Annotated in this window: 15 protein-coding genes and 1 riboswitch; of the genes, 8 read left to right on the plus strand and 7 right to left on the minus strand. The window is 56.1% G+C overall.

Annotated features, from left to right (window positions below; genetic code table 11):
* Positions 1-67 precede the first annotated feature (67 nt).
* Positions 68-144, minus strand: a riboswitch (cyclic di-GMP riboswitch).
* A 143-nt stretch (positions 145-287) separates the two neighbouring features.
* From LDN12_RS03630 to LDN12_RS03645, 4 genes are all read right to left on the minus strand, one after another.
* The gene (locus LDN12_RS03630) at positions 288-770 is read right to left on the minus strand and encodes a hypothetical protein (protein WP_223921325.1); all 483 of its coding nucleotides are present in this window, start codon (positions 768-770) and stop codon (positions 288-290) included.
* A gap of 139 nt (positions 771-909) precedes the next feature.
* Entirely contained in the window at positions 910-1,398 is a 489-nt protein-coding gene (locus LDN12_RS03635; protein WP_223921326.1) for a PaaI family thioesterase, read from the minus strand.
* 55 nt (positions 1,399-1,453) lie between these two features.
* The gene (locus tag LDN12_RS03640; RefSeq protein WP_223921327.1) at positions 1,454-1,936 is read right to left on the minus strand and encodes a YchJ family protein; all 483 of its coding nucleotides are present in this window, start codon (positions 1,934-1,936) and stop codon (positions 1,454-1,456) included.
* Positions 1,937-2,098: 162 nt separating this feature from the next.
* Positions 2,099-2,539: a hypothetical protein gene (locus LDN12_RS03645; protein WP_223921328.1), complete on the minus strand. Its 441-nt coding sequence runs from the start codon at positions 2,537-2,539 to the stop codon at positions 2,099-2,101.
* A gap of 481 nt (positions 2,540-3,020) precedes the next feature.
* Here LDN12_RS03645 and LDN12_RS03650 point away from each other — a divergent pair, with 481 nt between their 5' ends.
* The 3 genes from LDN12_RS03650 to LDN12_RS03660 all read left to right on the plus strand — a co-directional run bounded on the left by LDN12_RS03650 (position 3,021) and on the right by LDN12_RS03660 (position 5,821).
* Positions 3,021-4,004 carry an ABC transporter substrate-binding protein gene (locus LDN12_RS03650; RefSeq protein WP_374045076.1) on the plus strand — a complete coding sequence of 328 codons (984 nt, stop codon included), beginning with the start codon at positions 3,021-3,023 and terminating at the stop codon, positions 4,002-4,004.
* Positions 4,005-4,118: 114 nt separating this feature from the next.
* Positions 4,119-5,027, plus strand: a complete 909-nt coding sequence (locus LDN12_RS03655) for an ABC transporter permease (RefSeq protein WP_223921330.1) — start codon at positions 4,119-4,121, stop codon at positions 5,025-5,027.
* On the plus strand, positions 5,024-5,821 hold the full coding sequence (locus tag LDN12_RS03660) for an ABC transporter ATP-binding protein (RefSeq protein ID WP_223921331.1): 798 nt from the start codon (positions 5,024-5,026) through the stop codon (positions 5,819-5,821). The genes LDN12_RS03655 and LDN12_RS03660 overlap by 4 nt, the downstream gene beginning before the upstream one ends.
* A gap of 103 nt (positions 5,822-5,924) precedes the next feature.
* Here the strand turns inward: LDN12_RS03660 and LDN12_RS03665 are convergent, their stop codons facing one another.
* Positions 5,925-6,713 carry an SDR family NAD(P)-dependent oxidoreductase gene (locus tag LDN12_RS03665; RefSeq protein WP_223921332.1) on the minus strand — a complete coding sequence of 263 codons (789 nt, stop codon included), beginning with the start codon at positions 6,711-6,713 and terminating at the stop codon, positions 5,925-5,927.
* A gap of 197 nt (positions 6,714-6,910) precedes the next feature.
* Between LDN12_RS03665 and LDN12_RS03670 the strand changes: the two genes are divergently transcribed.
* A complete protein-coding gene (locus tag LDN12_RS03670) occupies positions 6,911-7,150 on the plus strand; it encodes a hypothetical protein (protein ID WP_223921333.1) in 240 nt (79 codons plus the stop codon).
* A gap of 125 nt (positions 7,151-7,275) precedes the next feature.
* On the opposite strand, the gene LDN12_RS03675 is transcribed toward LDN12_RS03670, so the two are convergent.
* Positions 7,276-7,944, minus strand: a complete 669-nt coding sequence (locus LDN12_RS03675; RefSeq protein ID WP_223921334.1) for an FKBP-type peptidyl-prolyl cis-trans isomerase — start codon at positions 7,942-7,944, stop codon at positions 7,276-7,278.
* 296 nt (positions 7,945-8,240) lie between these two features.
* On the opposite strand from LDN12_RS03675, the gene LDN12_RS03680 reads away from it, so the two are divergent.
* The 3 genes from LDN12_RS03680 to LDN12_RS03690 all read left to right on the plus strand — a co-directional run bounded on the left by LDN12_RS03680 (position 8,241) and on the right by LDN12_RS03690 (position 11,022).
* Positions 8,241-9,086 carry an HDOD domain-containing protein gene (locus tag LDN12_RS03680; protein ID WP_223921335.1) on the plus strand — a complete coding sequence of 282 codons (846 nt, stop codon included), beginning with the start codon at positions 8,241-8,243 and terminating at the stop codon, positions 9,084-9,086.
* A 52-nt stretch (positions 9,087-9,138) separates the two neighbouring features.
* Positions 9,139-9,816, plus strand: a complete 678-nt coding sequence (locus tag LDN12_RS03685; protein WP_223921336.1) for a lytic transglycosylase domain-containing protein — start codon at positions 9,139-9,141, stop codon at positions 9,814-9,816.
* A gap of 219 nt (positions 9,817-10,035) precedes the next feature.
* Complete coding sequence (locus LDN12_RS03690; protein WP_223921337.1) at positions 10,036-11,022, plus strand: serine/threonine protein kinase; 987 nt, start codon at positions 10,036-10,038, stop codon at positions 11,020-11,022.
* A gap of 90 nt (positions 11,023-11,112) precedes the next feature.
* Here LDN12_RS03690 and LDN12_RS03695 read toward each other — a convergent pair whose 3' ends face one another.
* Positions 11,113-11,550: a hypothetical protein gene (locus LDN12_RS03695; RefSeq protein ID WP_223921338.1), complete on the minus strand. Its 438-nt coding sequence runs from the start codon at positions 11,548-11,550 to the stop codon at positions 11,113-11,115.
* A 382-nt stretch (positions 11,551-11,932) separates the two neighbouring features.
* Between LDN12_RS03695 and LDN12_RS03700 the strand changes: the two genes are divergently transcribed.
* Positions 11,933-12,664, plus strand: coding sequence for a J domain-containing protein (locus tag LDN12_RS03700; protein WP_223921339.1), 732 nt, complete (start codon positions 11,933-11,935; stop codon positions 12,662-12,664).
* Positions 12,665-12,730 lie beyond the last annotated feature (66 nt).

The raw sequence follows: 12,730 nt of genomic DNA on the forward strand, positions 1-12,730 counted from the left end.
ATTAGGGCTGGTACGTATTTCCGGTGCCCAGGCGCAAAAAAAGCCGGGATGTCGAATTTGGTGATAGTTCGGCATCCCGGCTGTCTCGGTGAGACCCTGTGGGCTTTCCGCCCCACCCTCGCGGGTGGTTTAGTCTTATCGTGTATCTGAGCTGTTTGTGAAACGGTTGCCACTATAGAGAACAATTCCGGTCGTGTCAATCATCGGGGCGCATGGGATGCAGTTATCGGCACGATGACGGGACCTGGTCGGGGCAACCCTGAGGGCTGCCCGAGCGGAGGCTGTTGTCAGAGGGTTTCACCCCGGCCGGATACCTGGGCTATGGCAGGGATGATGCGGTAGTCGCGCTGGAAAACCAGGTTGTGCAGGTCGGCCGAGGCGATCGCCCGCAGTGTGGGTAACTCGGCTTCGGCGTCGGCGTCGCTGAAGACGTTGAGCGGCCAGACTCCCACTGTCCCGCCCCGCAGGTGAGGGTGGTGAAAGTCACGCCCGTAGAAGGCCTGCAGCGTGACGGGCTGGGCGTTCGCCTGTTCCTGCTCGGGCCACGCAAGGGTCCACGTTGCCATGAGGTCGCCGTTGGGTGACCTGACCAGGTTGCTGGCGGTGACGGACCCTGTACCCAACAGCAGGGCGGCGTTGATTTCGTCGAGAGTCTGCCGGGCGTAGGAGTCAAGATAGGCAACGGCGGCGGCGAAAAGCTGCTCCTTGTCGGCGCGGGTGACGGCACCGTTGCCGTGGGTGCCATCGCGCAGGTCTGCGAAGTGCCGCAACAGCCCCTGCAGGTGGACCGGAACCTGGTCGATGCCGTGATGGTTGGTGACGGTCATAATGTGAGTCTCCGACTGCTACCCAGGCTATCCCGGAGCACCTGTTCACCCGGTGGCAAGGCTGGGCGATTGGGTAGCGGGATTATTTTTTCACGATGGTGATGCAGAGGCATTCCCCTTCGGCATAGACTGTTTCTCCGCTACAGATGCGGCCATGCACCTTGACCTTGCGACCTTCGGCGGAGATGACCCTGCTCTCGACCGTGACAACCTGTTGCAATGGCAACAGGCTGCGAAAACTGACGTTCAGGTTGCCCACCACGATCGAATATCCCGCAGCCCAGGCGGCCAAGCCCAGCACCTCGTCGAACACCGCGGCCATGGAGCCGCCGTGGGCATGCCCCGGGGGGCCCTCAGTCTCGGGACCGAACCAGATACGCGCCTTCAATTGCTGTTCCTGGTCGCGGTAATAGCTGACCCTGAAGCGGTTGCCGTCCGGTTCGCCGGAAACGAAACGCAGCGATTCCCCGACCAGTGAAGGGGCGTCAAAAGGGGTCCAGCCGGCTTCGCCACCCAGGTCGACCGGTGGACAGAGGGCCACGCATACTTTCTTGGCAGTTGCTTTTGTCACAGATATTTTCCTCCGGGAATAGCGTCGCCACATACGGTGACGGCTCTGAACTGGGTCATTTGCCGCAACATTTTTTGTACTTGAGGCCGCTGCCGCAGGTGCAGGGTTCGTTGCGGCCGATTTTGGTGACGGTGAGCGGTTTCGGCTTCACCATGGTTCCTTCGGTAAAGTACCACGTTCCGCTTTTGCGTTTGAACTGGCCGCACTCGTGATGTTCGCGGACAACGCCCTTCTCTTTGAAGCGGGCCACGAACTCCACCTCGCCGACACTGTCTTCCCGGCCACCCTTGTCGGTGGCGACGATCTCAAGCCCCAACCATTCGGAACTCTTTGCCCATTCCTCGGTTCCGGCATGGTCGTAGCCCTGGCGATAATCGGGATGGGTACTCTCAAAGACGAAATCCATCTGCACCCCGACATAGGCCGAATACCGCGCTCTCATAAGTTGTTCCGCCGTTTCGGCGGGTCTCGCTCTGGTGATGACCGGTTCGCAACAATCGGAATAGGCAACGCCGCTTCCGCAGGGACAGATGTTCATGTGTGCTTCTCCTTGATAAGGTTGGTTCGTTACCTAATTCGGTGCCACACAATTGGCATATTTGTCAAATGGTAACTGCATCTGCCATTTATTGTGTACGAAAAAGGGGTGGGCCTGTTGAATGGGCCTACCCCCGTCACATTCGTCCTGTCGGTGCGCCCCCTATCCGACCGCCCTGAGCATCCGCCGATTGCCGTAATTTTCCTTCTGTTGCTCAAGCCAGGAACACATCTCGCGAAATATGTTGATGTCGGTAATAGTCGCCAGGTTCCTCAGATCAATCAGGATGCCGGTTGCGTTCTGGCTGAGGAGTTCCATGTCCCACTCCTCACAGTATTCGATTTCGCCCGTGCGGTAATTCATCTTACACGGCGTGTAATCAAGACTGTTCTCCGTAAAATAGGTCATTTTGGCGACGCAGAGATCGTAAAAACTGAAAACCAGTTCAAGGGTGCTGCAACGCCTGATCGCCCGATGTGTGGCATAGGGGTGGTCGGGCCGATTGCTGAATTCCCGCACCCAGTAGAGTTTGTTACCAATTTTCTTGGGTACCAACCGGTATTTCCCGATCAGCCTGATTTTGTCGTGCGGCAGGTCAGTCAAGGGGTGTTTGTCCAATGTCTCGCCTCATAAATAGGTCATTATCCAGGCTCGCTGGCGATGGAAAAGTCTTTTTGTATTGATATTTGCGATACTATAACGGCTATATAGATGTATTCTATCGTATTTAGCAATAAACATGCCGGTGATGGGGGGGGAGGAAGTGCTTGATATTCAGTTCTGATGTGGGGTCGTGCACTATATTGTGAAAGGGAGGCTACGCAATTATGACCAGGTTGGCGCCAATTTTAAACACCCGGCATCGGCCGGACCGGAAGATGTATTTCACGACTGCCGACGAACCTCGTGGACCTGGAGTCGGGCATAATCTGACAAAAAAGAGCCCAAAAATAACAGTATCACATTGACGACTGCTCTCGCGGAATGATATTCTCCACACCCGCAATTGTGAATTTCTGTTGCATCCCATGGCAACAGGTTGAGGGTTGACTATCAAATCAGGAGGTATTCGGTGAAAAAGAAAATGAGTTCGCTGCTGGTGTTCCTTACGGTTTCTCTCGTACTGGTTTCCTCGGTCTTTGCTGCAAACCCGCCGAAAAAGGTTCTCATCGGGATATCCAAGATCGTGGCGCACCCTGCCCTGGATGCGGTTGAGAAAGGTATCCAGGATGAACTGGCCGCTTCGAAGATCGTCGCGCAGTACGACCTGCAGAACGCAAATGGCGATATCGGCACTGCATCATCCATTTCCAACAAGTTCAAGTCGGAAAAGGTGACCCTGGCGGTCGGAATCGCTACGCCCACGGCCCAATCACTTGTGAATACCTTGAAAGATACCCCGGTCGTCTTTGCGGCGGTAACCGATCCGGTGAAGGCCGGCCTGGTAAGATCCCTGAAGAAAGGCGAAAAGATGGTCACCGGTGTGTCGGATATGACACCGGTGAAGCAGCAGATCCAACTGTTGCTCAAGATCAAAAAGGTGAAGCGACTTGGTCATATCTACACCAGCTCCGAAGAGAACGCCGTGGTGCTGGCCGGTGTCGTAAAGCAGGCCTGCAAGGAGTTGGGGATCGAATACGTGGAGACAACGGTATCCAAGTCGTCCGAGGTAAAAGAGGCCACCCAGTCGATCATCCGCCGGGTGGATGCGCTCTATATCAGTACCGACAATACCGTCGTGTCGGCCATGAGCGCCGTCGCCGACGTTGCCATGAAGAACAGGGTGCCGATCATGTCGGCCGATCCGAGTTCGGCTGAAAGCCACCCCATTCTGGCTGCCTGGGGATTCGATTACTACAAGATGGGGCGCGTTACCGGCAAGATGATCGTGGAGATCCTCAAGGGCAAGAAGCCGGAGCAGATGCCGACCCGCTTCATGACCAAAACTTCGGATATCGACCTGCTGGTCAATCTGGATGTGGCCAAAAAGCTCGGCCTGACCATCCCGAAAGATATCGTCAAGAACGCCAACAAGATCGTTGAAAACGGCAAGCTGATTAAAAAGTAAGGATGTTCCCACCGGGCGGCCGAGGCCGCCCGGCTTTAGAACTTATCGGCAAATAGCGTTGCTCTTATTTGCCGATAAGTTCTTATTATTTCACGAAGGGCACACGGCATTGCTATGATCGAAGGTATCCTGGTAGAAGGTCTGATTTACGGAATTATGGTCCTGGGGGTATTTATTACCTTCAGGGTATTGGATTTTCCCGACTTGACGGTGGACGGTTCCTTTCCTCTGGGGGCCGCCCTGATGGCGCAGTGCATCCTGCTCGACGTGAACCTTTGGCTGGCGCTCTTGATTGCGTTTGTCGGCGGGGTGATCGCGGGCATGGTTACAGCGTTGATCCACAACCATCTCAAGGTGCCCAATCTTTTGGCCGGCATCCTGACCATGACCATGCTCTACTCCATCAATATCCGCATCCTGGGCAATCGGGCCAATGTGCCGATCCTCCAGCATGAAACCATTCTGACCAAAGTTTCCGAACGGTTTGCGGACATTATCCCGGATGAGTATATCCTGCTCCTGTTCTTCATCGTGGTGGCCATCGTCATAAAGGTCCTGATCGACATGTTCTTCCGCACCGACTTGGGCATGACCATGGGGGCCATGGGCAACAACGAGCAGATGGTTATCTCCCAGGGGGTTAACCCCAAAACCCTGAAAACCATCGGCGTGGGCCTCTCCAACGGCCTGGTGGCCGTATCCGGCGCCTTTGCGGCACAGTATCTCGGCTTTGCCGATGTGGGGTTGGGCCAGGGGGTCATCATCTCCGGCCTGGCTTCCGTCATGATCGGCGAGTTCCTGATCATGAAGAGCAACCGCATCGGCGTATTAACCCTCTGCGCCATCCTTGGCTCCATTCTTTTCCATGCGGTGATGTATCTGGGGCGGTATTACGGATACACCGTCAAGATGACGCCCAATGACCTGAACCTGATCAAGGGCATCCTGATCATTATACTACTGGTTCTGACCCAGACAAAGAAACTGAAAAAGGTTGCCGTCAAGGCAATGGTGGAAAAATGATCGAGCTAAAAAATATATCCATGCTCTTTAACCCCGGTACCGTAAACGAGAACCTGGCCATCAGCGATATCAGCCTGAAGGTCAAGGAGGGTGATTTCATTACCGTTATCGGCAGCAACGGCGCCGGAAAGTCCACACTCTTCAACCTTATCGCCGGCACGGTCATTCCGAGCCGGGGTTCCATCCATGCCGGCGGCAGGGAGATCACGCGGGAGCCGGAGTATCGGCGGGCCAGGTACATTGGCAGGATATTCCAGAATCCGCTTCTTGGCACAGCCTCCAACATGAGCCTGGAAGACAACATGATGATCACCTACCGGAAGGGGTTCAAGTGGCTGAAGCGGAGTCTGAACAACAAGATGAGGGATTACTTCAGGTCGGAACTGGTTCAGTTGAAGATGGGACTGGAGGACCGGATGAAGGAAAACCTCGCCATGTTTTCCGGCGGGCAACGCCAAGCCCTCACTCTGCTGATGATGGTCCTCTCCAAGCCTGAGCTTATCCTGCTGGATGAACACACGGCAGCGCTCGACCCCAAGAACGCCCAGATCGTTCTGGAACTCACCAACAAGTTTATCAAGGAATACAAGCTTACTTCAATGATGATCACCCACAACATGAGCCACGCCATCGAATTCGGCAACCGTCTGCTGATGATGGACAAAGGTGAGATCATTTTCGATGTGGAGGGTGATGCAAAACGGGAGCTGACGGTGGAAAAGCTGATCGAAAAATTCCACGAAATCCGTCATACATCCTTTGAAGACGACAAGACGCTTCTTTCCAACGGATAAAGCCGCCTCGTGAAGCTCTCAAGTGCGAAAGGCCGCTACCCCATCTTCGCGGGGTAGCGGCCTTTCTTGCGTTTGCCCCGATGGCTGTTTTTTCAACAACCCCTTAGAAACATGCTCGCACCACGCCGCCGTCAACCCGCAGAGCCGCACCATTAGTGGCGGATGAGAGGGGGCTGCACACATAGACGGCCAGATTCGCAACCTCTTCCGGGGTGGCAAATCTTTTGAGAAGAGAGGCTGGGCGGACCGTCCGGAAAAACTCCTTTTCAAAGTCGGCAAAGGACGCTCCGCCACTGAGTTTTTCAACAAATCCGTCTACACCCGCCGTGTGGGTTGGGCCCGGCAGGATCGCATTGACCGTTACCCCCGTACCGGCGCATGTCTCGGCAATTCCCCGTGAAACCGCCAGCTGTGCTGTTTTGGTCATGCCGTAGTGGATCATCTCGGCCGGGATTTGAATACCGCTCTCACTGCTGATGAAGATGATCCTTCCCCAGTTTTGCTCCTTCATGCCGGGAAGATACTGCCGTGCCAGGCGGACGCCGCTCAACACGTTGACCTCGAAAAAGCGTCGCCACTCTTCGTCGGGAATCTCCTCGAAAGGCTTCGGCTCGTAGATTCCCAGATTGTTTACCAGAACATCGAGGGCCGGCAATACCCGGCGCAGTCTGTCGACGTCCGCGGCTTGGGAAAGGTCGCCATGAAAACCTTCCACCTCTGCGTTCGGCACGGCACTCCTGATCTGTCCCAGCGCGGCCGTCAGGGCATCGTCGCTCCGCCCGTTGATGACGACATGTGCCCCTTCCCGTGCCAGGGCAATAGCTATGGCAAGGCCGATCCCCTTGGTTGAGCCTGAGACGAGGGCCTTTTTACCGTTAAGTTGCAAGTCCACACGTACCTCCTTTTGCCGATGTGATTGAAACGTAAGAGGCCAGAGGGCCTTGATGATAAGTGTATCACGATGATGGGAAAATCAAGCGGTTGCCGGAAAGGTGCAGGTACCGGGTACAGGGGGGGCGGACACGTGGAGATAGGAGTTGTATCCCCGGAGATTTCCTTGTAGGCTTGAGGTGCAGCCAGAACGGAATCATGAAAGAGGACACCGTGGTTAAGGCCGATAAGACCATATTGCTGGCACCATTGAAGCCGGAAGAGGCCCGCTGGGCGGCGGAACTTGCCGACAAACTCCCTGACGATGTGGACCTGACGTTTGAGGAGGTCAAGATACTGACCAGGCTCCCGATCGACAAATGGCCAAAGAGGCTTCTTGCCAAGGTCAGGGACGTGGTCTCCTTTGAGGATTTTTTGAATGACGATCATGATGGGTAGGAACCTTCATGGTCGTCCCCAGGGAGCGATAGCGGAAAAAACTGCGGGTGCGGGCTGCGCATGGAACAAGGCAGCCCGCACCCGTTTCCGCTCATGGGTGTTTCGGAGTGTGACGGCGGTGCGGTTTATTTTTCTTTCGTCACGTTGAGCAGTTCAATCTCGAATACCAGCGTCGCGTTGGCCGGAATGGGACCGGCGCCCTTTTCGCCGTAGGCGGTTGCCGCCGGACAAACCAGCTTGGCTTTGCCGCCCGGTTTCATCATCTGCACGCCTTCGGTCCAGCAGGGAATCACACGGTTCAAGGGAAACTCGGCCGGCTCGCCGCGTTTATAGGAACTGTCGAACTCCGTGCCGTCGATCAGCGTGCCGCGGTACTGCACCTTAACCTTGTCGCTGGCAGCCGGAGATGCTCCATTACCCTCTTTCAACGGCAGATAGACTAAGCCCGACTTGGTTGTGATGGCCCCTTTTTCCTTGGCTGCCTTGGCAATGAAGTCCTTTGCCGCAATTGCCAGTTTTTCTCCTTGGGCATTACGGCGGGCGGTGGCCAGTTCCTGAACTTTCTTTTGATAGGCCTCCACATTCACCAGAGGCTTTGTCCCTGTTATGCCGTCCGACAATCCCTGCTTGACCATATCGAGTTCGGCGGGGGAGAGGCTGAATACGGAAAGTTGGCGGGCCATGATAAGGCCGATGGCATACAGGGTCTTTTGCTCTTCGGTTTGCGGTGCCTCCGCAGCAAAAGCCGGGATGGCGATCAGGGTGATAAGAACGGCTAAAAGTAGTCTGCGCATGTTGTTCCTTTCAGTGCTCATGTTTTTGGAGAAGATACCATAGTATCAGAATTGACGCGTGAGGCAACAAAAGATGGAGGGGATCTTTGGTGAGATGGTCATGTCCCGGGGACCGATGGCCGGTTTGGGCTTCACCTTTCTTGCTTTTTTCACGTATCGCCTATATTATCCCGTCAAAAGCGCATAGTCACGTTCTAACTGTCGGCATGCGGAGCCTGCGTGGTTCGAGGTAGTTGGGACAAAAACGCGCGATATAGCAAGGGTCGGCCCTGTGCCGCCTTTTCAAGGATTTACGAATGCCCATCTCGCTGACGATCCGGCGACTTCTGTCGATACAGCCTATCGATCTGCCGGTTTTCCATCCCATAGCCCTGAAGCTGGTCCACCTGCTTTCCGATCAGAATTTTACCATAGATGAATTGGCGAGCACCGCCAACGACGACCAAGCCCTGGCCGGACAGATCCTGAACATGGCCAATTCGTCCAGTTACATTGGGCGGGTCAAGGTAGAAACCATCAAGGACGCGCTTATCCGCCTGGGAGCGCATCATGTCTCCAACCTGGCCATGGCGGCTTCTCAGGCTGCACTGCATTCCTCCCACAATAGCACGGTCAATGCCATAATGCGGGAGTTGTGGCTCCATTCCCACGGCTGTGCCGTCGGCTGCCGATGGGTTGCCATGAATACCGGGCATCGCGCGCTGGCGGAACAGGCCTACCTGGCGGGATTGCTCCACGATGTGGGCAAATTGTACCTGGTCAAGGCTCTGGAACGGATAACCAACGCCGGGGTCGCCCAGGCTGCGCTGGAGAGGGACCTGTTACTGGAAATATTCGCTGAACTGCATGTGGAGCAGGGGACTCGCCTGATGGAGCATTGGAGCATGCCATCCGTCTATCGTGCCGCCGTCGACAAGCATTCCTGCGAGCGCTTCGATCCCGACGACATGGTCCTTGTCATTGTCCGGCTCGTGAATATGGCTACTCGCATGTGTGGTTTAAGCCTCGTCGCCGGGTCGGACCAACCGTTTATGGAACTCCCCGAGGTAGCCCTGCTCGGCCTGAGCGAGCAACAGCTCGCCGAGCTTGTGCAGGTTTTGGAAGAGTCCCGCCACACCTCCTTCCTGTCCCCCCCTCCCTGACGCGCCGGGTGATGCGTCGTCTCTTTTGACCGATCTTTGGAGTTTAGTTGTCATGGATATGAAACATCTGGCGATGGCGTGCCTTTGGGCCATGATTGCTGTTGGTGTTGCCTGGCGGGATGCCTACCCGTTCTGTTTCGAGGAGGCCGGGGAGATGTACGGCATAAACCCGCTGGTCTTGAGGTCGATCGCCAGGGTTGAGTCGAATTTCGACCCTGACGCTATCAACAAGAATAACAATGGAACCTTCGATATCGGCTTGATGCAGATCAATACCATCTGGAAACCGGTACTCGGCGAACAGCGGTGGAAGAACCTGGGGGACGCCTGTTACAATACGAAAACCGGCGCCTGGATACTGGCCACCTGCATCGCCAAATACGGTTACAACTGGAAGGCCATCGGTTGCTACAACAGCCAGACGCCGGAAAAGAGTGAGGCCTATGCCAGGAAGGTATTCGGCCACCTGAAGCAACTGGAACATCATAAAGAGCCCCAGCCGGTGGACAGTAACATCAAAGCGGTCATGCTGGGCCAGATAGACGACCTCGTCCAATCTGCACAACAGGGCAGGGGAGCGAAAAGGGTCGTCAAGTTTGTCCCCTATGTGCGTGTTTCCCGACAGACCCTGCGCAGACCGCCGCCCCTCCCTGCCGGGAAGACCGTTGTGCCGCCGGAGGTTTCCGGGAGCGACTCGGCAAGGGTTTCCCCGGCTCCAACTCCCCCATAACCTAACCGTAACATCAGCGCTTGTGAGCCGCTGAAAACGTTTGTAGCTTATCCCTGCGGCATGTTGGTGGTTTTTCGCCGGTCCCGAGGATTCGTTGCTCCACAGCTTGAGGCGGACGAAACATGTCTCATGCTTCCGCTTGGTTGCATCCTTGTTTCGTGGTATGGTGATTACCGACTTCTTCCTGCAACCCGAAACGCCTTGGAGAACCGCAACCCCATGTCAGATAGCCCGCACCCTTTCCAACGTCTTACCCCCGCCCTCATCATGGATGCCGTTGAAAGTCAGGGGTTTCGCTGCGATTGCCGCACCCTTGCCCTGAATAGTTACGAGAACCGCGTTTACCAGGTCGGCATCGAGGACGGGCAACCGCTGATCGCCAAGTTCTACCGCCCCGGCCGCTGGAGTGACGAACAGATCGTCGAAGAGCACCGCTTCTCTTTCGACCTGGCCGAACATGAGCTGTCGGTGGTCGCTCCCTGGGCCAATGCCGCAGGTGGGAGCCTGTTCCACCACGACGGGTTCCGTTTCGCCCTCTACCCCCGTCAGGGGGGGCATGCCCCGGAATTCGACAATCTTGACAACCTGCTGATACTGGGCCGTATGCTCGGTCGAATTCATCGTATAGGTGCCGTACAGCCGTTTATCAGCCGGCCGGCCCTCGACAGCCGGAGCTTCGGCCATGCCAGCGTCCAATTGATCCGTGAACGTTTTATCCCGGAGGAGTACCGGGCAAGCTACACCGCCGTGACCGACCAACTGCTCACGGCCGTGGATACTCTTGTGGCCGAGGCCGGACCGATCCGTTCCATTCGTACCCACGGCGACTGCCATGGCGGCAATATCCTGTGGCGGGACGATGCCCCCCATTTTGTGGATTTCGACGATGCGCGCATGGCCCCGGCGGTGCAGGACCTCTGGATGATGCTTTCCGGCGACCGTCAACGCCGGATCGCCCAATTGGAAGTACTGATCGAGGGGTACAACGAGTTTTTTGAATTCAATCCGCTGGAATTGCGGCTGGTCGAAGCCTTGCGCGCCCTGCGCATGCTTCATTACAGCGCCTGGCTGGCCAGCCGATGGGAAGACCCGATCTTTCCCGCCACGTTTCCCTGGTTCAATACCGTTCGCTACTGGGGGGAACACATCCTTGACCTGCGAGAGCAACTGGCGGCTCTCGATGAACCGCCGCTGGAGCTGGGATAGGCCGGACTGCCGTGATGGCGCTGCCCTGATTGAGGCAAGAGGTTGCTTATGCCGGGGATTTGAAAAGGGGCTTCTGCGGCCTTCCGGGAACTACCCGCAACGAAGCAGTTTCTTTCCGTCCTGAAACAGGACCTGGATCTTGTTCGGAGGGATGACAAGCTTCACGACGCCGAGGCCGAAAACAGGGTGGGCTACCAGGCTGTTCACGCGGTATTTGCCATTCATGTCGTACGGGAGCGCTCGTCCCGGTTCCATGGCGGGGCTGAGGGCTTCCCATTCCTCCCGGTCTGCGGCCCCCGGATCTTTTCTCGCTTTGCGGGGGGCGGAAGCTGTTGTGCGGGCAGGGCCGGCCCCCGGTGCCTTGGCTGCCTTCTCCCCGTGATAATTATGCATCCCTCGGCAGGTATTGCATTCAACCCTGATGATCTTTTCTCCCACCATGGCGACGATCGTATGGTTCAATAGTGCCCGACAACGCGTGCAGTGCGCTTCGATGCAGTCCCCTGCCGCTAGTTTCCTGATTGCCATGCTGCTCTCCCGTATTCCCGTTGATTAAGAACTCGTCCGTAAATGAACTGTGCGGATGAATTCCGGCTACCATCCATTACAATAAAAAAACTCCGGACTGCTCCGGAGCATTATGTGGCGACGCATGTAACATTATCTGCACCGTGATGCTATCGACCACGGATGCTTTCAACCCTAGCAGTTTTTCAGGGGTACTGTCAAACAAAACAGGCTTGCCGGGCTGTCTCCTCCATGCTTCGACAGGAAGCGGCAAGAGTATCCGCTTGAAATCCGGGCGGAAAGCCCGCCTGGCGATGAATACCGGCTGGTCATTTGTATAAACTTCAGGTATATATCAAAAGAATAGCAATAAATTTCAACATATTGGTTATGGCGCACGCCTATGACACCCGGTCTGGAAGCACAACTGATGGATGCGTGCCGCATCCTGTTCCCCACGGCGGAGATCAACAGGGAATTCCTCTGTTACATTCAGCCGGACGGCCTCAAAAACGCATATCGGAATCGCGCCTGGGAATGTCATCCCGATGCGGTCGGCGGGGAGAGTGACCGAGTCAGGCGCACGGAGCTGTTTCGTCGTTCGGTCGAAGCTTACAAGCTGTTGAGCGACTACCTCAAAAAACGGAAGCCCACGATCCACCTGCGCCCAGCGAACAGCCCGAGACCGGCCTTTCCGCAGGTCAAAACCATTGGGCGCGTCGAGGGCGAACAGTACTACGAGGGGTCGTTGCCTTCCATTGAATTGAAAATAGGCCTCTATCTCTACTATAGCGGCGTCGTCTCCTACCAGGCGGTGGTTCGAGCGCTCATGTGGCAGAGAGACCTGCGCCCACCGCTGGGCGATTTTGCCTGCAAATGGGGGTGGCTCAGGGAAGATGACGTTGCGGCGATCCTGCGCGCGACCCATATCGTTGGCTCATTCGGCGAACGGGCGATAGCGATGGGGCTTCTTTCCCAGTCCCAGCTCAATATTATCCTGCTTCACCAGCGGTCGATGCAACAACCTATCGGGCGTTATTTCGTCCTGAACTCCCTGGTCTCCGAACCGGGCCTGCGCCATCATTTGCGCGAGCTCACCCGCCACAATCGCCTGGTGCGCGAATCCCGGCTCTGATCCGCACCGCAAAAAGATCTCCGCGTATAATCGGAGATTGCATTCAGGTGTGTTTTTTGTAATCCT

Source organism: Geobacter sp. AOG2 (assembly GCF_019972295.1).
Classification (GTDB): domain Bacteria; phylum Desulfobacterota; class Desulfuromonadia; order Geobacterales; family Pseudopelobacteraceae; genus Oryzomonas.